Origin of the sequence: Streptococcus sp. HMSC074B11 (assembly GCF_001808705.1) — a bacterium.
Classification (GTDB): Bacteria; Bacillota; Bacilli; order Lactobacillales; family Streptococcaceae; genus Streptococcus.
In genome coordinates this window covers 245,482-267,819 of record NZ_KV794273.1, presented here as the reverse complement: position 1 = coordinate 267,819, position 22,338 = coordinate 245,482, and the positions used below count along the sequence as shown (strand labels likewise).

Annotated in this window: 16 protein-coding genes and 1 other RNA gene; 13 read left to right on the top strand and 4 right to left on the bottom strand. The window is 39.1% G+C overall.

Annotated elements, in window-relative coordinates:
* The first annotated feature begins 111 nt into the window (after window positions 1-111).
* Entirely contained in the window at window positions 112-2,007 is a 1,896-nt protein-coding gene (locus HMPREF2619_RS06215; protein WP_070460094.1) for a DUF2207 domain-containing protein, read from the top strand.
* Between the two features lie 61 nt (window positions 2,008-2,068).
* The gene (locus tag HMPREF2619_RS06210) at window positions 2,069-2,914 is read left to right on the top strand and encodes an undecaprenyl-diphosphate phosphatase (RefSeq protein ID WP_070460091.1); all 846 of its coding nucleotides are present in this window, start codon (window positions 2,069-2,071) and stop codon (window positions 2,912-2,914) included.
* A gap of 35 nt (window positions 2,915-2,949) precedes the next feature.
* On the opposite strand, the gene dinB is transcribed toward HMPREF2619_RS06210, so the two are convergent.
* Window positions 2,950-4,011, bottom strand: coding sequence for a DNA polymerase IV (dinB, locus tag HMPREF2619_RS06205; protein ID WP_070460088.1), 1,062 nt, complete (start codon window positions 4,009-4,011; stop codon window positions 2,950-2,952).
* Between the two features lie 237 nt (window positions 4,012-4,248).
* On the opposite strand from dinB, the gene pflB reads away from it, so the two are divergent.
* Together pflB and HMPREF2619_RS06195 are read left to right on the top strand one after the other, a co-directional pair.
* Entirely contained in the window at window positions 4,249-6,564 is a 2,316-nt protein-coding gene (gene pflB / locus HMPREF2619_RS06200; RefSeq protein WP_049549018.1) for a formate C-acetyltransferase, read from the top strand.
* 403 nt (window positions 6,565-6,967) lie between these two features.
* The gene (locus tag HMPREF2619_RS06195; RefSeq protein WP_070460085.1) at window positions 6,968-9,070 is read left to right on the top strand and encodes an AAA family ATPase; all 2,103 of its coding nucleotides are present in this window, start codon (window positions 6,968-6,970) and stop codon (window positions 9,068-9,070) included.
* Window positions 9,071-9,124: 54 nt separating this feature from the next.
* On the opposite strand, the gene HMPREF2619_RS06190 is transcribed toward HMPREF2619_RS06195, so the two are convergent.
* Complete coding sequence (locus HMPREF2619_RS06190; RefSeq protein ID WP_006151868.1) at window positions 9,125-9,607, bottom strand: S-ribosylhomocysteine lyase; 483 nt, start codon at window positions 9,605-9,607, stop codon at window positions 9,125-9,127.
* A gap of 223 nt (window positions 9,608-9,830) precedes the next feature.
* Between HMPREF2619_RS06190 and HMPREF2619_RS06185 the strand changes: the two genes are divergently transcribed.
* Window positions 9,831-11,813 carry a peptide ABC transporter substrate-binding protein gene (locus HMPREF2619_RS06185; RefSeq protein ID WP_070460082.1) on the top strand — a complete coding sequence of 661 codons (1,983 nt, stop codon included), beginning with the start codon at window positions 9,831-9,833 and terminating at the stop codon, window positions 11,811-11,813.
* A gap of 326 nt (window positions 11,814-12,139) precedes the next feature.
* On the opposite strand, the gene pbp1a is transcribed toward HMPREF2619_RS06185, so the two are convergent.
* Both pbp1a and recU read right to left on the bottom strand, forming a co-directional pair.
* On the bottom strand, window positions 12,140-14,302 hold the full coding sequence (gene pbp1a / locus HMPREF2619_RS06180; protein ID WP_070460079.1) for a penicillin-binding protein PBP1A: 2,163 nt from the start codon (window positions 14,300-14,302) through the stop codon (window positions 12,140-12,142).
* Window positions 14,299-14,895 carry a Holliday junction resolvase RecU gene (recU, locus tag HMPREF2619_RS06175; RefSeq protein WP_049503036.1) on the bottom strand — a complete coding sequence of 199 codons (597 nt, stop codon included), beginning with the start codon at window positions 14,893-14,895 and terminating at the stop codon, window positions 14,299-14,301. Before recU ends, pbp1a begins: the two co-directional genes overlap by 4 nt.
* A gap of 67 nt (window positions 14,896-14,962) precedes the next feature.
* On the opposite strand from recU, the gene HMPREF2619_RS06170 reads away from it, so the two are divergent.
* The 8 genes from HMPREF2619_RS06170 (at window position 14,963) to HMPREF2619_RS06135 (ending at window position 22,227) form a co-directional block, all read left to right on the top strand.
* Window positions 14,963-15,490 (top strand): SLOG family protein, encoded by a 528-nt coding sequence (locus HMPREF2619_RS06170; RefSeq protein WP_045763609.1) that lies wholly within the window; start codon window positions 14,963-14,965, stop codon window positions 15,488-15,490.
* Between the two features lie 69 nt (window positions 15,491-15,559).
* Window positions 15,560-15,889: a cell division regulator GpsB gene (gene gpsB, locus HMPREF2619_RS06165; RefSeq protein ID WP_000146538.1), complete on the top strand. Its 330-nt coding sequence runs from the start codon at window positions 15,560-15,562 to the stop codon at window positions 15,887-15,889.
* A gap of 18 nt (window positions 15,890-15,907) precedes the next feature.
* Window positions 15,908-16,288, top strand: an RNA gene (rnpB, locus tag HMPREF2619_RS06160) — RNase P RNA component class B.
* 81 nt (window positions 16,289-16,369) lie between these two features.
* Complete coding sequence (locus HMPREF2619_RS06155) at window positions 16,370-17,527, top strand: THUMP domain-containing class I SAM-dependent RNA methyltransferase (RefSeq protein WP_070460076.1); 1,158 nt, start codon at window positions 16,370-16,372, stop codon at window positions 17,525-17,527.
* A gap of 12 nt (window positions 17,528-17,539) precedes the next feature.
* Entirely contained in the window at window positions 17,540-19,003 is a 1,464-nt protein-coding gene (locus HMPREF2619_RS06150) for a cell division site-positioning protein MapZ (protein ID WP_083279606.1), read from the top strand.
* Window positions 19,004-19,079: 76 nt separating this feature from the next.
* On the top strand, window positions 19,080-20,504 hold the full coding sequence (gene gndA / locus HMPREF2619_RS06145; RefSeq protein WP_003017375.1) for an NADP-dependent phosphogluconate dehydrogenase: 1,425 nt from the start codon (window positions 19,080-19,082) through the stop codon (window positions 20,502-20,504).
* Window positions 20,505-20,515: 11 nt separating this feature from the next.
* The gene (locus tag HMPREF2619_RS06140; RefSeq protein WP_070460073.1) at window positions 20,516-21,205 is read left to right on the top strand and encodes a response regulator transcription factor; all 690 of its coding nucleotides are present in this window, start codon (window positions 20,516-20,518) and stop codon (window positions 21,203-21,205) included.
* Between the two features lie 95 nt (window positions 21,206-21,300).
* Window positions 21,301-22,227, top strand: a complete 927-nt coding sequence (locus tag HMPREF2619_RS06135) for a PspC-like choline-binding domain-containing protein (RefSeq protein ID WP_049549533.1) — start codon at window positions 21,301-21,303, stop codon at window positions 22,225-22,227.
* The last annotated feature ends 111 nt before the right edge of the window (window positions 22,228-22,338 follow it).

The following is a 22,338-nucleotide window of genomic DNA, read 5'->3' as shown; positions in this document are numbered from 1 at the left end:
CTAAAATTGCTTCTCTCTATTGTATCGAAAAAGCGGAACTTTTTCAATCTTAGTAAACCCTTACTTGTGAAAAATGATATAATAGTGAAAAAACTTGAAAGGGAGTATACGATGAAAAAAAGATGGCTATTTACTTTGGTGTTTGCCTGTTTGCTATTGATACCACGCCTGGTCTTTGCTGTAGACTTTGATATCCTATCTTATAAGGGAGATTTGAATATTCATGCAGATAATACAGCAGTTTTCCAACAAACAATCACCTATCGTTTTAAAGACGATTTTAATGGTCAATCGGTCGGACTAGGAAAAGCAGGGAAAATGCCAGAAGGCTTTGAGATTGATGATGATCCAACTGTGCTAGTATCAAAGAATGGGGAAATTATAGAAGATGCCCTTTCCTACACAAAGGAAAATGGGAAAGGCTATCAAGTAATAATTTTAAATCCAGGAAAAGCTGGAGATACTGTACGTGTAACTATTACCTGGCAATTGAAAAATCTTCTTTTCTTATATCAGGATATTGCTGAGCTGAATTGGCAACCACTGACAGATAGTTCAGGAGACATCAAAGACTTAGAATTTCGAGTAACTTCAGATAGTCCGGCAGAGAAAGTCTTTTTTCATACTGGGAAGCTCCTCAATGAGGGTAGTATCGAAAAAGTAAATGATATTTATCGGGTGAAGATGAAAAATCTTCCTAGAAAACGTCAAGTTGAGCTACATGCCTATTGGCCCAGGGAGGCTTTCTCGGTAGCTCCAAGCCAAGGACTGGAAGAAGAGCGTTTAAGAGATTTTAAAAAAATTGAAATAGAAATAAAAGCTAGCAAAGTGCAAGCCAGCCTCATGATAAAGTGGATTTTTCCAATAATCTTTATCGTGTTATTGATGATGACCATCATGTATTATCGAGCATTTCGTAAACATACGGCCCTCAAAAAGGTACATCCCAAGGATCATCGACTCTACGAACCTCCAATGGACCTACCTCCAATGGTTTTGGCGGAGGCTATTTACTCTACCTCCTTGGAGGAAATCAGTCCCTTGAATAAGAAGAAGTTTGGCAAATTCTCTTTTGAACGATTGATTCAGGCGACTTTGCTAGACTTAGTTGATCGGGGGCATTTATCCATTTTTCAGGGTGAGGAGGAACCCTGTTTGAAAATCAATAGTGAAAAAGGCTTGTCGAATTTTGAAAAAGAATGCTTGCGGATGACTCTCTCAACTAATAAAGAACTAGCTCTTTCAGACCTTTTTCCAGAGTATCAAGTTTCTTCAGGACTATTCCATGGAGCTAAGGAAGCTGATGAGCAGCATATTCGAGAATTCGGCTTGCATCTCAAGCGTTCCTTCGAGAGACGGCTTGAACGTATGCAAAGTTGTGTTCGAGACAAGGTAAAAATTCTACGTCTTCCAAGCTATCATCGTCCTTTGACTGATAAAGAAAGTAGTCTTGTGAATGGGATGAAAGTCTGTTCAGCTATAACAGGTTTAATAGGCCTTCTTATCTTCTATTATAGCCTGCGAACACGTGGTTATTTTTCATTTCCTTTACTTTCCCTAGGTTTAATAGGCTTACTTGCCAGTGCCTTAGTTTATTTTGTGACTCGAGGTCCATCTCGTGATGGAGTCTTAAACGAAGAAGGGGCAGAAGCCTATTACCTTTGGACAAGTTTTGAAAATATGCTTCGTGATATTGCTCATCTTGATAAGGCTGAACTAGAGAGCATTGTACTTTGGAATCGTCTTTTGGTTTATGCAACTCTGTATGGATACGCAAAGAAAGTGAATAAGATCATGAAGCTCCACAATATTCAACTTGAAAACGAAACTATGAATCTTTATGTATCTTGTGGATGGGATAAACAGTTTCATACATCTGCTGCTCACATTAATCAATACACTTCGGTCGCAAATACAGCAAGTACCTTTTCTGTATCATCTGGAAGCGGTAGCTCTGGTGGAGGTTTCTCAGGCGGTGGCGGTGGTGGAAGTATCGGCGCTTTCTAAAGAAAACTCAACACAGTCTTTAAAAGTATGATATAATGGAGGATAGAAAAAGGAGTTATCTATGTATCTTATTGAAATTTTAAAATCTATCTTTTTTGGGATTGTTGAAGGAATTACGGAATGGTTGCCGATTTCAAGTACAGGTCACTTGATTTTAGCAGAAGAGTTTATCCAGTATAAAGATCAAAATGAAGCCTTTATGTCTATGTTTAACGTAGTTATTCAACTGGGCGCTATCTTAGCCGTTATGGTTATCTACTTTAACAAACTTAATCCCTTCAAACCAGGTAAGGATAAAGTTCAAGTTCGTAGAACTTGGCAATTATGGTCCAAAGTATTTGTTGCGACTCTCCCTCTTCTTCTAGTCTTTAAGTTTGATGATTGGTTTGATACTCACTTCCCCAATATGGTTTCAGTAGCCATTATGTTGATTGTTTATGGGGTTGCCTTTATCTATCTTGAAAAACGTAACAAAGCGCAAGCGATTGAGCCAACAGTCACAGAGCTAGACAAGTTGCCTTATAAAACGGCCCTCTATATCGGACTTTTCCAAGTCTTGGCTCTTTTACCTGGGACTAGCCGTTCAGGTGCAACTATCGTCGGTGGTTTGTTAAACGGAACCAGTCGTTCGGTGGTAACTGAGTTTACCTTCTATCTAGGAATTCCAGTTATGTTTGGAGCTAGTGCCTTGAAGATTTTTAAATTTATCAAGGCAGGAGAAGTTTTGAGTTTTGGTCAATTCTTCTTGCTCTTAGTAGCCATGGTAGTAGCTTTTGCAGTCAGCATGGTTGCCATTCGTTTCTTGACCAGCTATGTTAAAAAACACGACTTTACGATGTTTGGTAAATACCGCATTGTCCTTGGTAGTGTCTTGCTACTTTATACCTTTGTACGATTATTTGTATAAGAAAAAAACCTTGAGGGAAGATTCCTTCAAGGTTTTTAAAATCCTGTCATAGTGACTCCCAATAAGCGAACACCCTTGTCTTTATCGCTAAGTGTTTCGTAGAGTTGGATAATGCTTTGTGCGATTTCTTCAGAGTCTTGTGTTTGTTGGCTCAGTGTTTTTCGTTTTGTCAAAGTAGAAAAGTCAGCATAGCGGATTTTCAAAATGACGATTTTACCACTTTTTTCATGTTTTTGAAGACTAAGGGCCACTTTTTCCGAAAGGAGAGTTAGCTCTTTTTTTATATCTTCATCTAGACTTAGAATCTTACTGTAAGTTTTTTCTTTACCAATAGACTTACGGATACGATTTGATTTAACGGGAGAGTTATCTATACCTCGAGCTTTGCGATAAAGGTCAAAACCGAGTCTTCCGAAACGATCAATGAGAGTGATTTCAGAAATCTCTAAAAGGTCAGTACCCGTATATACACCCATTTGATGGAGTTTTTCAACTGTTTTCTTGCCAACACCGTGAAATTTAGCGATATCCATTTGTTGGAGAAAATCTACGGCTTCATCAGGAAGAATGACCGTCAAACCACGAGGTTTTTGATAGTCACTAGCCATTTTAGCTAAAAACTTATTATAAGATACACCGGCAGAAGCGGTCAGATGGAGTTCTTGCCAAATATCCTGCTGAATTAAGCGAGCAATCTTGACAGCAGACTTGATACCGAGCTTATTTTCAGTCACATCTAGATAGGCTTCGTCGATACTCATAGGTTCAATCCTATCCGTATAACGTTTAAAAATAGCTCGAATCTGTTGACCAACAGCAGTATATTTTTCGTAGTTTCCGGAAATGAAAACGGCTTGTGGACAACGTTCATAGGCCTCTTTGGAACTCATAGCTGAGTGGATGCCAAAGGTTCTCGCTTCATAACTACAAGTCGAAACAACTCCGCGACCTCCTGTTTTTCTTGGGTCACTACCGATAACAACGGGTTTCCCTTTTAGTTTGGGATTGTCTCGAATTTCTACCGCAGCAAAAAAGGCATCCATGTCAATATGGATGATTTTACGAGATAAATCATTCATTAGTGGAAAAATCAACATGGAGAAACCTCTCAGTGCTAGTTTGTTTAATTTTATTATACTCTTTTTCTGAAAAAATGAAAATCAAATAATCTCTTTCAAAAATATAATACAGTTTGCGGTATATTTTTAACTGTATTAGAAAAGAAAGTGTTAAAAAAGTGAGTTTTTAGTTGTTGAAATCGTTTACTGTGTGTTATACTGAATACATGAATGTAACAGATGACTGTTACTAGAAAGAAAAAAGAGGACATTAACATGGTTGTTAAGACAGTTGTTGAAGCACAAGATATTTTTGACAAAGCCTGGGAAGGCTTTAAAGGTGTTGACTGGAAAGAAAAAGCAAGTGTATCACGCTTTGTACAAGCTAACTACACACCTTACGATGGAGACGAAAGCTTCCTTGCAGGACCAACAGAACGTTCACTCCACATCAAAAAAATCGTAGAAGAAACTAAAGCACACTACGAAGAAACTCGTTTCCCAATGGACACTCGTCCAACTTCTATTGCTGATATTCCTGCTGGATTTATCGACAAAGAAAACGAAGTGATCTTTGGTATCCAAAACGATGAACTCTTCAAATTGAACTTCATGCCAAAAGGTGGTATCCGTATGGCTGAAACTACTTTGAAAGAAAATGGATATGAACCAGATCCAGCTGTTCACGAAATTTTCACTAAATACGTAACAACTGTTAACGATGGTATCTTCCGTGCTTACACTTCAAACATTCGTCGTGCTCGTCACGCTCACACTGTAACTGGTCTTCCAGATGCATACTCACGTGGACGTATCATCGGTGTTTATGCACGTCTTGCTCTTTACGGTGCAGACTACTTGATGCAAGAAAAAGTTAACGACTGGAACGCAATCGAAGAAATCGATGAAGAAACAATCCGTCTTCGTGAAGAAATCAACCTTCAATATCAAGCATTGCAACAAGTTGTACGCTTAGGTGACCTTTACGGAGTTGATGTTCGTAAACCAGCGATGAACGTTAAAGAAGCTATCCAATGGGTAAACATTGCCTTTATGGCTGTCTGCCGTGTTATCAACGGTGCGGCTACATCTCTTGGACGTGTGCCAATCGTATTGGATATCTTTGCAGAACGTGACCTTGCTCGTGGTACATTTACTGAATCAGAAATCCAAGAATTTGTTGATGATTTCGTTATGAAACTTCGTACAGTTAAATTTGCTCGTACAAAAGCTTATGACCAATTGTACTCAGGTGACCCAACCTTCATCACAACTTCAATGGCTGGTATGGGTAACGATGGTCGTCACCGTGTTACTAAGATGGACTACCGTTTCTTGAACACTCTTGACAACATCGGTAACTCTCCAGAACCAAACTTGACAGTTCTTTGGACTGACAAATTGCCATACAACTTCCGTCGCTACTGTATGCACATGAGCCACAAACACTCTTCTATCCAATACGAAGGTGTTACAACAATGGCTAAAGATGGATATGGTGAAATGAGCTGTATCTCATGTTGTGTATCTCCACTTGACCCAGAAAACGAAGAACAACGTCACAACATCCAGTACTTCGGTGCTCGCGTTAACGTTCTTAAAGCTCTTCTTACTGGTTTGAACGGTGGTTACGATGATGTTCATAAAGACTACAAAGTATTTGATATCGAACCAATCCGTGACGAAGTTCTTGAATTCGAATCAGTTAAAGCTAACTTTGAAAAATCTCTTGACTGGTTGACTGACACTTACGTAGATGCTTTGAACATCATCCACTACATGACTGATAAGTACAACTACGAAGCTGTTCAAATGGCCTTCTTGCCAACTAAACAACGTGCTAACATGGGATTCGGTATCTGTGGATTCGCTAACACTGTTGACACATTGTCAGCTATCAAATACGCTACAGTTAAACCAATCCGTGATGAAAATGGCTACATCTACGATTACGAAACAATCGGTGAATACCCACGTTGGGGTGAAGATGACCCACGTTCAAACGAATTGGCAGAATGGTTGATCGAAGCTTACACAACTCGTCTACGTAGCCACAAACTTTACAAGAATGCAGAAGCTACAGTTTCACTTTTGACAATCACATCTAACGTTGCTTACTCTAAACAAACTGGTAACTCACCAGTCCACAAAGGTGTATACCTCAACGAAGATGGTTCAGTGAACTTGTCTAAACTTGAATTCTTCTCACCAGGTGCTAACCCATCTAACAAAGCTAAAGGTGGATGGTTGCAAAACTTGAACTCACTTGCTAGCCTTGACTTTGGTTATGCAGCTGATGGTATCTCATTGACAACTCAAGTATCACCACGTGCTCTTGGTAAAACTCGTGACGAACAAGTTGATAACTTGGTAACAATTCTTGATGGTTACTTCGAAAATGGTGGACAACACGTTAACTTGAACGTTATGGACTTGAACGATGTTTACGAAAAGATCATGTCAGGTGAAGACGTAATCGTACGTATCTCAGGATACTGTGTAAATACTAAGTACCTCACTCCAGAACAAAAAACTGAATTGACACAACGTGTCTTCCACGAAGTTCTTTCAATGGATGATGCATTGAGCTAAGATTCATAAATAGTAAATAAAAACCAGTCATTTTGACTGGTTTTTTGCTATAAAAAAATATTTAAAAAAAGTTGGTCAAATTTGGTCAAATCTCTTGACTATTACTGACCAAAGTGATAAACTAAGAACATAAGGATAAGGAAATCCTTAGAAAACCTTGATTTTAAGGTAGTTGTGTATTCTATCTTAAGATCAAAGTATGGGTAAAACCTAGAAAAGAGGTGCAACCTATGTTTAACATTAGCATTTTTAGAAGTCCAATGACAAAATTTGTATCGGATAAAGAAAAACCTGAAATTATACGTAGAGTAGCAAATAGCTAGTCTAAATTTTTTAAAACAAAGGTCAGGGAAAGTCAAAGTGATTTGACTAACTAATTTTGAAAACAAACGAGGTATGAAATATGAATAACAACTTTAATAACTTTAACAACATGGATGATTTATTTAACCAATTGATGGGTGGTATGCGTGGATACAGTTCAGAAAACCGTCGTTACTTGATTAACGGCCGTGAAGTAACGCCTGAAGAATTCGCTATTTACCGTCAAACAGGTCAACTGCCAAGTGAAGGAAGTGACCAAGCTCAGTATGTTCAAGGTAAAGTCATGAAACAAGATGGTATTCTTGCAAAACTTGGACGCAACTTAACAGCTGAAGCTCGTGAAGGTAAGTTAGATCCGGTTATTGGACGTAATAAGGAAATTCAAGAAACATCTGAAATTCTTTCTCGTCGTACTAAGAACAACCCAGTCCTTGTAGGTGATGCTGGTGTCGGTAAAACAGCAGTAGTTGAAGGTTTGGCTCAAGCTATCGTGAATGGTGATGTTCCAGCAGCAATCAAGAATAAAGAAATTATCTCTATTGATATTTCAGGTCTTGAAGCTGGTACTCAATATCGTGGTAGCTTTGAAGAAAATATTCAAAACTTGGTAAAAGAAGTTAAAGAAGCTGGAAATATTATCCTCTTCTTCGACGAAATCCATCAAATCCTGGGTGCAGGTAGCACAGGTGATGGTCAAGGATCTAAAGGTCTTGCTGATATCTTGAAACCAGCTCTTTCACGTGGTGAATTGACAGTGATTGGTGCAACAACTCAAGACGAATACCGCAACACTATTTTGAAAAATGCTGCCCTTGCTCGTCGTTTCAATGAAGTGAAGGTCAATGCTCCATCTGCTGAAGATACCTTCAAGATTCTCCAAGGGATTCGTGATCTATATCAACAGCATCATAATGTTATCTTGCCAGATGAAGTTTTGAAAGCTGCCGTTGATTACTCAGTACAATATATTCCTCAACGTAGCTTGCCTGATAAGGCTATTGACCTTGTGGATGTAACAGCTGCTCACTTGGCAGCACAACACCCAGTGACAGATGTACATGCTGTAGAGCATGAAATTGAAGAAGAAAAAGCTAAACAAGAAGCTGCAGCTGCTAAAGAGGATTATGAAGCGGCATTAAATGCAAAAATTCGTATTGAAGAACTTGAAAAGAAAATTGCCAACCATACAGAAGATCACAAGGTTACAGCGACTGTTAATGACGTAGCTGAGTCTGTAGAACGTATGACAGGTATTCCTGTTTCACAAATGGGTGCTACTGATATCGAACGTTTGAAAGATATGGGTCACCGTTTGCAAACTAAGGTAATCGGCCAAGATAAGGCTGTTGAAGCAGTAGCACGTGCTATCCGTCGTAACCGTGCAGGATTTGACGAAGGGAACCGTCCAATCGGTAGCTTCCTCTTTGTAGGTCCTACTGGTGTTGGGAAGACTGAGTTGGCTAAACAATTGGCTCTTGATATGTTCGGTACTAAAGATGCCATTATCCGTTTGGACATGTCAGAATACAGCGACCGCACAGCCGTTTCTAAATTGATTGGTACAACAGCCGGTTATGTTGGTTACGATGATAACAACAACACTTTGACTGAACGTGTTCGTCGGAATCCATACTCAATCGTCCTTCTTGATGAAATTGAAAAGGCTGATCCTCAAGTCATCACCCTTCTCCTCCAAGTCTTGGATGATGGTCGTTTGACAGATGGTCAAGGTAACACTGTAAACTTCAAGAATACGGTGATTATCGCAACTTCAAACGCAGGCTTTGGTTATGAAGCTAACTTGACAGAAGATGCTGATAAACCAGAACTCATGGATCGTTTGAAACCATACTTCCGTCCAGAATTCTTGAACCGTTTCAACGCTGTGATTGAATTCTCACACTTGAGCAAGGAAGACCTTTCTAAGATTGTTGACTTGATGTTGGTTGATGTCAATAAGACACTTGCTAAGAAAGAGATCGACTTGGCAGTGAGTGACGCAGCCAAAGAATATATGACCGAAGAAGGTTATGATGAAGTCATGGGTGTTCGTCCACTCCGTCGTGTAGTTGAACAACAAATTCGTGACAAAGTCACAGACTTCCACTTGGATAATCTTGATGCTAAACACCTTGAAGCCGATATGGAAGATGGTGTCTTGGTCATTCGTGAGAAAGCCTAAATTAAAATTTTGAGTGTAAAAAAAGGACCAGTTGAAAAAACTGGTTCTTTTGTGTTAAATGACATGGCGTTCAAAGGCATCATCAGAGATTCCTTGTTGGAGAATCAATTTAGCCCATTCCTTAGCTGAAAATAGGCTGTGGTCCTTGTAGTTCCCGCAAGATTCAATGGTAGTTCCTGGGACATCTTCCCAAGTTGTTGTTTCTGCGATTTCCTTTAGCGAATCCTTGATGACAGCAGCGATTTCTGCGCTAGTATGACGTCCCCACATAATCATATGGAAACCTGTACGACAACCAAATGGTGAACAATCAATCATACCGTCAATGCGAGTACGAATGAGTTTAGCCAAGAGGTGTTCAATCGTATGAAGTCCAGCAGTAGGGATAGAGTCCTCATTTGGTTGAACCAAGCGGATATCAAAATTAGAAATGATATCTCCCTTAGGACCTGTTTCTTCTCCGATTAAACGGACATAAGGGGCTTTTACAATCGTATGGTCAAGTTCAAAACTTTCAACAATAACTTCTTTTGACATGGTATTTCCTTTCAATTTTCTCTTTTCATTATATCATAAAGATTTGCTTGAAAACTGCTAATCAAGAGATTTTTCAAATATGAATGCCATAAAAGAGTCTGACTGTAAAAAATAATTTTAAAATGGCAATTGTTTTCAATTCAATTGGAAAAATTCTGAAAATTGTATTGACACTTGGCTGAAAAGGGACTATAATGTATAAAAAGTCAAAAAGGAGTTTATTATGAAATTTTCAAAAGTAATGGCCCTAGCAGGAGTGACTCTGTTAGCATCAGGTGTTTTGGTAGCTTGTTCAGGCTCAGGCTCTAGTGCAAAAGGTGAGAAAACTTTTTCTTATGTTTATGAAACAGATCCAGACAGCCTCAACTATCTGACAACTGGTAAGGCTTCGGTTGCTAATATCACAAGTAATGTCGTTGATGGTTTGATGGAGAATGACCGCTACGGTAACTTCGTGCCATCTTTGGCAGAAGATTGGTCAGTTTCTAAAGACGGGTTGACTTACACTTACACAATCCGTAAAGATGCTAAATGGTACACTTCTGAAGGCGAAGAGTATGCACCAGTTAAAGCGCAAGACTTTGTAACAGGTCTTAAGTATGCGGCTGACAATAAGTCAGAAGCCCTTTATCTTGTTCAAGAATCTATTAAAGGTTTGGATGCTTATGTAAAAGGTGAAGTTAAAGATTTCTCAGAAGTTGGAATTAAGGCTGTAGATGATCAAACAGTTCAATACACTTTGAACAAACCAGAAAGCTTCTGGAACTCTAAGACAACCATGGGAATTCTTGCACCAGTCAATGAAGAATTCCTTACTTCTAAAGGAAGTGACTTTGCTAAAGCAACAGATCCAAGCAGTATTCTTTACAACGGTCCTTTCTTGTTGAAATCATTGGTAGCAAAATCTTCAGTAGAATTTGAAAAGAATCCAAACTACTGGGATAAGGACAATGTTCATATTGATAAAGTAAAACTTTCATTCTGGGATGGTCAAGACAATAACAAACTTGCAGAAACCTTTAAAGATGGTGGTTTCTCAATGGCTCGTCTCTTCCCAACAAGTGGAAGCTACTCTGAACTTGAAAAAGAGTTTAAAGATAATATCGTTTATACACCACAAGATTCTTCAACCTTCTTAGTTGGTACAAATATTGACCGTCAGTCTTACAAATATACTTCTAAGACTACAGACGAGCAAAAGACTTCAACTAAGAAAGCTCTTCTTAACAAAGACTTCCGTCAAGCCATCGCCTTTGGTTTTGATAGAACAGCCTATGCTTCTCAAGTTAATGGAGCAAGCGGAGCAACAAAACTCCTTCGTAACTTGTTCGTACCACCAACATTTGTTCAAGCAGATGGTAAAAACTTTGGTGAATTAGTTAAAGAAAAATTGGTAACCTATGGTGATGAGTGGAAAGATGTCAATCTAGATGACGCTCAAGATGGTCTTTACAATCCTGAAAAAGCGAAAGCAGAATTTGCTAAGGCTAAGACAGCTCTCCAAGCAGAGGGTGTTCAATTCCCAATCCACTTGGATATGCCAGTTGACCAAACGAATACTACAAAAGTTCAACGTGTTCAATCATTGAAACAATCACTTGAAGCAACATTAGGAACTGACAATGTCGTTATTGATATCCAACAACTTCAAAAAGATGAAGTCCTCAATGTTACTTACTTTGCTGAAACGGCTGCCGGTGAAGATTGGGACCTTTCAGATAACGTTGGTTGGTCTCCAGACTACATCGACCCATCTACTTACCTTGATATCATCAAACCATCAGTAGGTGAAAATACTAAGACTTACCTAGGATTTGATTCAGGCACAAACAATGCAGCTGCTAAACAAGTTGGTTTAGAAGATTACGAAAAGATGGTTGTTGAAGCTGGAAATGAAGACACAGATATTTCAAAACGCTATGATAAATATGCTGCGGCCCAAGCTTGGTTGACAGACAGTGCTTTGATTATTCCAACAACTTCTCAAACTGGACGACCAATGTTGTCTAAGATGGTGCCATTCACACTTCCATTTGCTTACTCAGGTAACAAGGGAACAAGTGAAGCACTCTTGTACAAATACCTTGAACTTCAAGATAAGCCAGTAACTGCTGATGAATATCAAAAAGCTCAAGATAAATGGAAGAAAGAAAAAGAAGAATCTAATAAAAAAGCGCAAGAAGACCTTGCAAATCATGTTAAATAATAAAAAAGAGGCCGGACAAAAAGTCTGGCCTTTTGATACCCTTCCTGAGACTTTAGTTTAGCATGTTGATTATTGGTTTAATCCCGGCATTGAAGTAGTAGATTAGAATTTCTAAGTCATGCCCCTGTTCATAGATAATCTACGTAAACATAAGGTATCTTTTATCTATAATATTAAACAGTTTTCCCGACTATTTATCATGTGTTTGGGATAAGGTTGCGATTGAGGTATTTAACCTGTTCAGTTGTTTCTCTACATATTTTTAAAAAGTTTGATAGAAACTATATAGAAAAAACTGAGGTGTTATTCTCAGTTTTTTCTATATTTTATTGCTGTCTTCGTGGATTTTGTTGGGGTTGGTTTTGTTGTTGAGAATTTGCAGATGAGTTTGGTTGCGTTGCATTTGGATTAGTAGTACCATTCGTATTTTCGTTTGAAGAGCTTTCACTTTCAGTTGTTGAAGTTGAACTTGAGCTAGAGCTCTCTGTTGTCGAACTTGCTTGAGTTGATTGTGGAACCCAGCTATTACGAGCACCGTTTTTAAAGACGTATTCACCATTGCGATACAAACCTTCAGGCATTGTCCAATCACCTGGGTTATCATCCTCTGAGAGATATGCCATCATTGAGCGGTAGATGTTTGCAGCTACTCTAAATCCATCTCCTACGATTGGAGTGAGACGGTTTGAATAACCGGTCCAAACGGCCATTGAATATTTACGGGTATATCCTACAAAATTTTCATCAGGTGTGACATAATCGTATCTCTTAATGTAATTTTCAATTTCATCATCTGTATAGTTTGATGTACCTGTCTTACCTGCTTGAGGAAGCCATGAAATATAAGCATCTCGACCTATACCAGAGTATAATACTGTTTTCATCATTTCTGTCATCATATAGGCAGTTGTTTCTTTCATAGCGCGAGTACCTTGATCAGAGAACTCTTTTGAACTACCGTCACTGAAGACAATTTTATTGATATACATTGGTTTGTGGTACATACCACCGTTGGCAAAGGCAGCAAAGGCAGCAGCCATTTTTTCGCTACTTGCACCATATTTTCTATTTGATTCAGTTGTATTACTTGAGATAGCATTAGCATAGACCATAGTTGGGTAGTCAATTCCAAGACCGCTTAAGAAAGATTTTGCTTTATCTAATCCAACTTTGTCAAGAGTTTCAACTGCTGGTACGTTCCGTGATTGTTGGATAGCTGTTTGTAGGGTGATATTGCCCAAATAGCCTCTATCCCAGTTGTAAAGAGGAGTGTTAGTACCAGGATAGTTGTAGGGAACATCTTTAAGCATATAAGCAGTTGAGTCATAGATATCATACTCTAGTGCGGGAGCGTAGTCCGTGATTGGTTTCATAGTTGAACCCCAGTCACGGTTTGTTTCCACTGCCTGGTTGGTACCAAAGGATACGTTGCTAGCTTGGTGGCGAGATCCGAGTTGGGCAATAACTTTACCGTTTGATACATCAACGATAGTAGAAGCCGCTTGGATATCATCATCAGGATAGTTTACGTATTGGTCAGTGTTATAGACGTCCCAAAGGTGTTTTTGTACCTCTTGGTCAACGTTGGTATAGACTTCCATACCTGTTGTTAATAGATTATAGCCTGTCTCTTGCTGAACTTGGTCAATAACCTCTTTAAGATAGTTATCCATGTACTGTGGATAGCTATTAACAGATTTTAGACTTTGAAGACCATCTGTGATTGGAGTATTGATGGCTGTTTCATATTGCTCGGCTGTAAGGTAACCTTGTTTTTGCATTTCTGACAAAACGAGGTTTCGTCTTTCAAGAGCTGCTTCAGGGTGAGAATAAGGATCGTATTGGTTTGGAGCCTGTGGCATACCTGCTAAGAGTGCTAACTGTGGAATGGACAAATCTTCGAGATCCTTACCATAGTAGTTCTCTGCAGCAGTTTGCATACCATAGTTACCATTTGACATGTAGACCTTATTGACGTAATAGGTCAATATTTCTTGTTTAGTTGCAGTTCGCTCTAGTTGGATAGCTAACCAAGCCTCTTGAACTTTACGGGATAGGGTTTGATCGGCTGTTGATGTTGAGAAGTAGGTCAATTTTATCAACTGCTGAGTCAAAGTCGATCCACCTTGAAGACCACTATTGCTTCGAAGGTTACGAAGGAAAGCTCCTGCTATACGAATGCTATCAATTCCTCTATGGTTAAAGAAACGGTGATCCTCGATAGAGACAATCGCATTGACAAGATTAGTAGGAATGTCACTACTTTGAGCATTGACACGACGTTCAGCACCTAAATCTGCGATGAGTTCATTTTTGCTATCATAAATTTTACTTGATGTCGTTGCAACAAGTTTACTCTCGGAAAGTTCAGGAGCCTTGTTTGCATAGTAAAGAAATACACCACCACCAAATAGGAAAGCTGCGATAAATAAGCTAATTACACCAATGCCAAGGTATTTAGCGATGCGTAAGATAGTTTGTTTGTTCATATTGTTTTACCACCTAGTAAATGTTGTTTGACTGTATCAAGGTAAGGAATTTGTGGAAAGGCAGACTGCTCAATCACATAACCGAATTCTTTGATATAGTCAAGCGGCATTGACTTTTTACCCATATCCTGATGATAAAAACGGATGAGGTCAAGTGCCGGCAATAAATACGTTTCTTGATAAGAAGAAAAATGAAGAAGGACAAAGCAAATCCCTTTTTGATCAAGGACTTGTTCCATATGCCGAATCTGATGAGGATGGAAGTTCTTCATCGGAATCGCATGTTTTTGCTTGGTTTCCTTGGCTTCGAAATCGATGTAAAACCCTTCATAAACTCCAGAATAATCGGTAGTTGATGCTTGTCTAAAATAAGCTTCAACAATCTTTGCACGACTACGCTGAGGATAGTCTACGCGGACAATCTGAACAGGAGTTGGTTTTTTATGGATAACAGCCAAACCGTGTGTCAGATAATACTCGTTTGTAGCATTGATCATCTTTTCAAAGGTCATCCCACGATTTGCGAAATTTTTAGTTTGTGAGGTGACTTGTTGTTTTTTTTTTGATGAAAGTTTATGAGGATAGTTGACCATAATTCTCCTTATTGGTACAATAACATCACTCTATTATACCATAAAGGTGCACAGAAAGGGTGAAAAAATGCATACAGCCTTGATTTTAGGCTATTCTAGCTTTGATTTAGGATTGTTTAATGAAAAAGATATTCGTTTAAAAATTATTAAAAAAGCCATTCGTAGAGATTTGGAAAAAATGGCAGACGAAGGATTGAAATGGTTGGTATTTACGGGAACTCTGGGATTTGAACACTGGGTTTTAGAGGTGGCCAGAGATATGAAAGATGACTTTGGTTTCCAACTTGCAACTATCTTTGATTTTGAGACTCATGGGGAAAACTGGAATGAGGGAAATCAGGTTAAACTTAGTGAATTTAAACAAGTTGATTTTGTAAAATACGCCTATCCGAACTATGAACACAAGGGTCAATTACGAGACTATCAACTTTTCTTACTTGAAAATACAGATGGAGCTTATCTTTTTTATGATGAAGAAAATGAAACAAAACTGAAGTATTTTTACGAACTGATGAAAAAGAAAGACAACTATATTACAAAAAGATTAACATTTGAGGAATTAAACGAAGTAGCTGAAAATTTTTCCGAAAATTGAGCCTTTGACCTTGCTTTTTGTTTGCCTTTTTTTATATAATAATACTAGCAACTGAGAATGGAGAGAGACATGGCAAGTATTATTTTTACAGCAAAAGATATTTTTGAGCAGGATTTTGGAAGAGAAGTACGTGGATATAGTAAAGCAGAGGTTGATGAATTCTTGGATGATGTCATCAAGGATTATGAAACTTATGCAGCATTAGTAAAGTCACTCCGTTTAGAAATTGCAGAGTTGAAAGAGGAATTGGCGAAAAAACCTCAAGTGACTCCAGTAGCTTCTGAACCAGCAGAGCTTGGAAGTACAACTTCTATGACAAACTTTGATATTTTGAAACGTTTGAATCGTCTTGAAAAAGAAGTATTTGGCAAACAAATCATGGATAATTCTGATTTCTAAGAATACTTCTGTTGTGCAATTTTTGGATAATCGCGTGAAGAGAGTTTCTTTTCATGAGGAAAGTCCATGCTAGCACAGGCTGTGATGCCTGTAGTGTTTGTGCTAGGCGAAACCATAAGCCTAGGGACGAGAAATCGTTACGGCAGTTGAAATGGCTAAGTCTTAGGATATGTCAGAGTAGACTTGAAAGTGCCACAGTGACGGAGTCTCTCTGGAAACAGAGAGAGTGGAACGCGGTAAACCCCTCAAGCTAGCAACCCAAATTTTGGTCGGGGCATGGAGTGCGCGGAAACGAACGTAGTACTCTGACTGCTAGCAGCTAGAGCTGCTAGTGGTAGACAGATGATTATCGAAGGAAGTGGTCCTAGTCACTTCTGGAACAAAACATGGCTTATAGAAAATTGCATATAGGTTGGGGCTGAGATATATTCTCAACCTCATTTTTTAAAGTGAATAAAGAAAGGTCTATAAAAGACTGAAATGAAAACAACATTTAATTTAATTGCGACTGCTGCTGCGGGTTTGGAAGCTGTAGTTGGACGTGAAGTGAGAGATTTGGGTTATGATTGTCAAGTTGAAAATGGGCGAGTTCGTTTTCAAGGTGATGTTAAAGCGATTATCCAAACGAACCTGTGGCTAAGAGCTGCGGATAGAATCAAAATTGTTGTGGGAACTTTTCCTGCAAAAACATTTGAAGAGCTCTTCCAAGGTGTTTTTGCTCAAGATTGGGAGAACTATCTCCCACTGGGAGCCCGTTTCCCAATTGCCAAGGCTAAGTGTGTCAAGTCAAAATTACACAATGAGCCAAGTGTGCAGGCAATTTCTAAGAAGGCAGTTGTTAAGAAACTACAAAAACACTATGCACGACCAGAAGGTGTTCCCCTGATGGAGAATGGCCCTGAGTTCAAGATTGAAGTTTCCATTTTGAAAGATGTAGCGACTGTTATGATTGATACGACCGGATCAAGTCTCTTTAAACGTGGTTACCGTACTGAAAAAGGTGGAGCTCCGATCAAAGAAAATATGGCAGCTGCGATTTTGCAACTGTCAAACTGGTACCCTGATAAGCCTTTGATTGATCCAACCTGTGGTTCGGGAACCTTCTGTATTGAGGCGGCTATGATTGCACGTAAGATGGCACCAGGTTTGCGCCGTTCCTTTTCCTTTGAAGAATGGAACTGGGTTAGTGACCGCTTGATTCAAGAAGTCAGAACGGAAGCCAGTAAGCAAATAGATCGAGAGATTGAACTGGACATCATGGGCTGTGATATCGATGGACGTATGGTGGAAATTGCTAAAGCAAATGCCCAGGCTGCAGGAGTATCTGATGATATTCTCTTTAAGCAGATGCGCGTACAGGATTTGCGTACGGATAAGATTAATGGAGTCATTATCTCTAACCCACCTTATGGGGAACGTTTGTCAGATGATGCAGGAGTAACTAAACTTTATGCTGAAATGGGTGAGGTTTTTGAACCTCTCAAAACTTGGAGTAAGTTTATCCTGACAAGTGATGAAGCTTTTGAAAGCAAATATGGTAGTCAAGCGGACAAAAAACGAAAACTCTACAACGGTACTTTGAAAGTTGATCTATATCAATATTTTGGTCAACGTGTCAAAAGAAATTTGACAGATTAGAAAGGAGCTGCCATGGATCAGAAGGATAAAAAAGAAGAAATGTTAGAACCGGAGAAAACCTCCCAAGAACCTCAGTTTGATTTTGAGGAAGCTAAGGATCTGACAGTTGGACAAGTTATTCGAAAAAATGAAGAAATTGAAGCGGGAGTAACTCCTGATGATACGATTTTAGACAAATACATCAAACAACACCGTGAAGAAATCGAAGCTGATAAATTTACGAACATTCAGGCGAAGAAAGAGGAACTTCAAAGTCTCGATGATTTGATCCAAGAAGCTAAAGAAACGATTGATGAAGAGACAGAACCAGTAGAAGAAGTCTCTGAATCAGAAAAGTTTGCTGAAGAAGAGGGAGTAGCAACTGAAGAAGTTCTCCTTTCGCCACTAGAAGAAACTTTAGTTATGGATAAAAATCTTCTAGAGGAAGTATTTGAACCAGAACAGGTAGAAAATGAGGAAACTTTACAAGAAGAAACCCCAATTCTAGCTCGCTCTCTTCAAGAAGAGGATGAACCACGACGCAAAAAACTGTGGGTCATCTTGTCAGCTATTTTAGCGATTATTGTCTTGATTATGGGGGGTAGCTACTACGTTTATCGTCAAATTACTCGTTCTTCTCAAGAAATTCAGTCTCAGTCATCTGATGCAGGTTTGGTAAGCAATCAAGCAATTCTCGATCAATTTAACAGTCTCTATGACACTTTTTATACTGATGAGAATAAAACTGCCCTAAAAAATAGTCAGTTTAGTCAATTGAGTCAGCTCAAAGAGCTATTAGATAAACTTGAGGGTGCTAAAGAACATACTCTTGCAAAATCAAAATATGATAGCCTTGAAACACAAATCAAGGCAGTACAAGATGTTAATGCTCAGTTTGAAACACCAGCTATTACAGATGGTGTTCTAGATACAAATGCTACAGTAAAGGCAGATGCTAAATTTACCGAAGTTAAGACTGGGAATACTGAAATTGATAAACTGCTAGATAAGGCTATTAGTCTCGGTAAGAGTCAACTTTCAAGTTCTACAAGCTCTAGCAGTAGTCAATCAAGTTCATCAAGCCAAACAGAATCAAACTCAGCAACTGAAAGCAATGCTAGCAGCTCTGCTAATGCATCAACTTCAGCGGGTGAAACAGCCTCAGCAAATAATATCCTTAATAGTGGATTAGCAAGCAATGGTGTGAACCTACAAAGAAGTGTCAGTCGAGTACCGTACAATCAAGCTGCTGTTAGTGATAGTAGTAATCCTGCTTGGACTTTTGCAGATGGTGTCCTTGAACGAATTCTTGAGACTTCGCGTGCGCGTGGCTACATTACAGGCAACCAATATATTTTGGAACCTGTGAATATTGTAAATGGTAATGGCTACTATAATCTTTATAAACCAGATGGTACCTATCTCTTTACCCTTAATTGTAAGACAGGTTACTTTGTAGGGAATGGTTCTGGACATGCGGATGATTTAGACTACTAGTCAAATTGTTACAAAATTCTTTCTTTTCACAGATAAACATGATAAAATAAAACATATTAAACAAGAGGAGTGTCACATGACAAAAGCTAACTTTGGTGTTGTTGGTATGGCCGTAATGGGTCGTAACCTTGCCCTTAATATTGAATCCCGTGGTTATACAGTTGCTATTTATAACCGTAGTAAAGAAAAAACTGAAGATGTGATTGCTTGCCATCCTGATAAAAACTTCGTGCCAAGCTATGATATCGAAAGCTTCGTAAATTCAATTGAAAAACCACGTCGTATCATGCTTATGGTTCAAGCAGGACCTGGTACAGATGCGACGATTCAAGCCCTTCTTCCACACTTGGATAAAGGTGATATTTTGATCGACGGAGGAAACACTTTCTATAAAGATACCATCCGTCGTAATGAAGAATTGGCGAACTCAGGTATCAACTTTATCGGTACTGGTGTATCTGGTGGTGAAAAAGGTGCCCTTGAAGGTCCTTCTATCATGCCTGGTGGACAAAAAGAAGCTTACGACTTGGTGGCTGATGTTCTTGAAGAAATCTCAGCTAAAGCACCAGAAGATGGAAAACCATGTGTGACATACATCGGTCCTGATGGAGCTGGTCACTATGTGAAAATGGTCCACAATGGTATCGAGTACGGTGATATGCAATTGATCGCAGAAAGCTACGATCTTATGCAACACTTACTTGGTCTTTCTGCAGAAGATATGGCTGAAATCTTTACTGAGTGGAACAAGGGTGAATTGGACAGCTACTTGATTGAAATTACAGCTGATATCCTTGGACGCAAAGACGATGAAGGTCAAGATGGACCAATCGTAGACTACATTCTTGATGCTGCAGGTAACAAAGGAACTGGTAAATGGACTAGCCAATCAGCGCTTGACCTTGGTGTGCCATTGTCACTCATTACTGAGTCAGTATTTGCGCGTTACATCTCTACTTACAAAGAAGAGCGTGTACATGCTAGCAAGGTGCTTCCAAAACCAGCTGCTTTCAAATTTGAAGGAGATAAGGCTGAGTTGATTGAAAAAATCCGCCAAGCCCTTTACTTCTCAAAAATCATCTCATACGCACAAGGCTTTGCTCAATTGCGTGTAGCTTCTAAAGAAAATAACTGGAACTTGCCATTTGCGGACATCGCATCTATTTGGCGTGATGGATGTATCATCCGTTCACGTTTCTTGCAAAAGATCACAGATGCTTACAACCGTGATGCAGACCTTGCTAACCTTCTTTTGGATGAATACTTCTTGGACGTAACTGCTAAGTACCAACAATCTGTTCGTGATATTGTAGCTCTTGCTGTTCAAGCTGGAGTACCAGTACCAACATTCTCAGCAGCTATTACTTACTTTGATAGCTACCGTTCAGCTGATCTTCCAGCTAATTTAATCCAAGCACAACGTGACTACTTTGGTGCCCACACTTACCAACGTAAAGACAAAGAAGGAACTTTCCACTACTCTTGGTATGACGAAAAATAAGTAGGTCAGCCATGGGGAAACGGATTTTATTACTTGAGAAAGAAAGAAATCTAGCTCATTTTTTAAGTCTGGAACTCCAAAAAGAGCAATACCGAGTTGATCAGGTAGAAGAGGGACAAAAAGCCCTCTCCATGGCTCTTCAGACAGACTATGACTTGATTTTACTGAATGCTCATCTAGGGGATATGACAGCCCAGGATTTTGCAGATAAGTTGAGTCGAACCAAGCCAGCTGCGGTGATCATGGTCTTGGACCATCGAGAAGAATTGCAAGACCAACTTGAAACAATCCAGCGTTTCGCTGTTTCATACATCTATAAACCAATCATTATCGATGATTTGGTCAGTCGTATTTCAGCTATCTTCCGAGGTAGAGATTTCATCGACCAACACTGTAGTCAGATGAAAGTTCCGACAGCTTATCGCAATCTGCGTATGGACGTAGAACATCATACCGTCTATCGTGGCGATGAAATGATTGCTCTCACTCGTCGTGAATATGACCTCTTAGCTACCCTTATGGGAAGCAAGAAGGTTTTGACTCGTGAACAATTGCTGGAAAGTGTTTGGAAGTATGAAAGTGCGACCGAAACCAATATAGTGGACGTTTATATCCGTTATCTACGTAGCAAACTTGACGTAAAAGGTCAAAAGAGCTATATTAAAACCGTGCGTGGTGTTGGTTACACCATGCAAGAATAGAAAAGCAGTTGCAGTTTTGTAACTGCTTTTTTTGAGTCGTTGAAATGTTGACATATGATTTGATTTTTGCTACAATCATTTTGGAGGAAACAAGAATGAAATTTTTGAAAAAAATGATACAAGTTGGGCTTGCAGTATTTTTCGTAAGTCTGTTAGCAACAAGTACAGTATTTGCGGATGATTCGAATTCTGAAGGCTGGAAATTTGTTCAAGAAAATGGTAGAACTTACTACAAGAAGGGGGACCTCAAAGAAACCCACTGGCGAGTGATTGATGGCAAGTACTATTATTTTGACTATAATGGTGAAATGGTTATTGGATGGCAGTATATTCCCATGCCAGATAAAGGTAGTACAATTGGTCCTTACCCAAATGGTATCAGATTAGAATATATGCCAATGTCAAAATGGTATTACTTTAACCAAGATGGCGTACTACAAGAATTTGTTGGCTGGCAACAATTAGAGTTAAAAGATTCCTTAACCGTTGGGAAAAAACATGGTGAAGGCTGGGAAGGTCCAGAAGTTCTTAAATTAGCATACTACTACTTTGATCAAGATCATTCTTTAAAGACAGGTTGGCTTTATGATCAATCTAACTGGTATTACCTAGCAAAAACAGGAAATTCTGGGAATAAGAATCTTGGTGGTGAGAAAAGTTCTGGTTGGATTCAAGATGCTTCCACTTGGTACTATTTAGATCCAACAACTGGCATTATGCAAACTGGTTGGCAGTATCTTGGTAACAAGTGGTACTATCTCCGTTCATCAGGTGCTATGGCGACAGGCTGGTATCTAGATGGTTCAACTTGGTATTACCTAGATGCTCAAAATGGTGACATGAAAACAGGCTGGATTTATGTCGATAATACTTGGTATTACCTCCGTTCGTCAGGAGCTATGGTGACAGGTTGGTTCCAAGCTAATGGTAAATGGTACTATGCTTATAGTTCAGGTGCCCTAGCTGTAAATACCACAGTAGGTGGCTACCAGGTCAACTATAATGGCGAGTGGGTACAGTAATGAAAACAAGCGATTGTGAAAGGAAACAATCGCTTTTTTTGTGAAAATATAATAAAATAGAAAGGAATAAAGTTCTAAAATTTTATCTAGAAACAGATGATTTTCATCTGA

Excerpts from the sequence above, each read along its gene's own strand:
- HMPREF2619_RS06135 (WP_049549533.1), top strand. The coding sequence starts at position 21,301 with ATGAAATTTTTGAAAAAAATGATACAAGTTGGGCTTGCAGTATTTTTC.
- HMPREF2619_RS06155 (WP_070460076.1), top strand. The coding sequence starts at position 16,370 with ATGAAAACAACATTTAATTTAATTGCGACTGCTGCTGCGGGTTTGGAA.
- pbp1a (WP_070460079.1), bottom strand. The coding sequence starts at position 14,302 with ATGAACAAACAAACTATCTTACGCATCGCTAAATACCTTGGCATTGGT.
- HMPREF2619_RS06215 (WP_070460094.1), top strand. The coding sequence starts at position 112 with ATGAAAAAAAGATGGCTATTTACTTTGGTGTTTGCCTGTTTGCTATTG.
- HMPREF2619_RS06140 (WP_070460073.1), top strand. The coding sequence starts at position 20,516 with ATGGGGAAACGGATTTTATTACTTGAGAAAGAAAGAAATCTAGCTCAT.
- pflB (WP_049549018.1), top strand. The coding sequence starts at position 4,249 with ATGGTTGTTAAGACAGTTGTTGAAGCACAAGATATTTTTGACAAAGCC.
- gpsB (WP_000146538.1), top strand. The coding sequence starts at position 15,560 with ATGGCAAGTATTATTTTTACAGCAAAAGATATTTTTGAGCAGGATTTT.
- HMPREF2619_RS06210 (WP_070460091.1), top strand. The coding sequence starts at position 2,069 with ATGTATCTTATTGAAATTTTAAAATCTATCTTTTTTGGGATTGTTGAA.
- gndA (WP_003017375.1), top strand. The coding sequence starts at position 19,080 with ATGACAAAAGCTAACTTTGGTGTTGTTGGTATGGCCGTAATGGGTCGT.
- HMPREF2619_RS06195 (WP_070460085.1), top strand. The coding sequence starts at position 6,968 with ATGAATAACAACTTTAATAACTTTAACAACATGGATGATTTATTTAAC.
- HMPREF2619_RS06150 (WP_083279606.1), top strand. The coding sequence starts at position 17,540 with ATGGATCAGAAGGATAAAAAAGAAGAAATGTTAGAACCGGAGAAAACC.
- recU (WP_049503036.1), bottom strand. The coding sequence starts at position 14,895 with ATGGTCAACTATCCTCATAAACTTTCATCAAAAAAAAAACAACAAGTC.
- HMPREF2619_RS06185 (WP_070460082.1), top strand. The coding sequence starts at position 9,831 with ATGAAATTTTCAAAAGTAATGGCCCTAGCAGGAGTGACTCTGTTAGCA.
- dinB (WP_070460088.1), bottom strand. The coding sequence starts at position 4,011 with ATGTTGATTTTTCCACTAATGAATGATTTATCTCGTAAAATCATCCAT.
- HMPREF2619_RS06190 (WP_006151868.1), bottom strand. The coding sequence starts at position 9,607 with ATGTCAAAAGAAGTTATTGTTGAAAGTTTTGAACTTGACCATACGATT.
- HMPREF2619_RS06170 (WP_045763609.1), top strand. The coding sequence starts at position 14,963 with ATGCATACAGCCTTGATTTTAGGCTATTCTAGCTTTGATTTAGGATTG.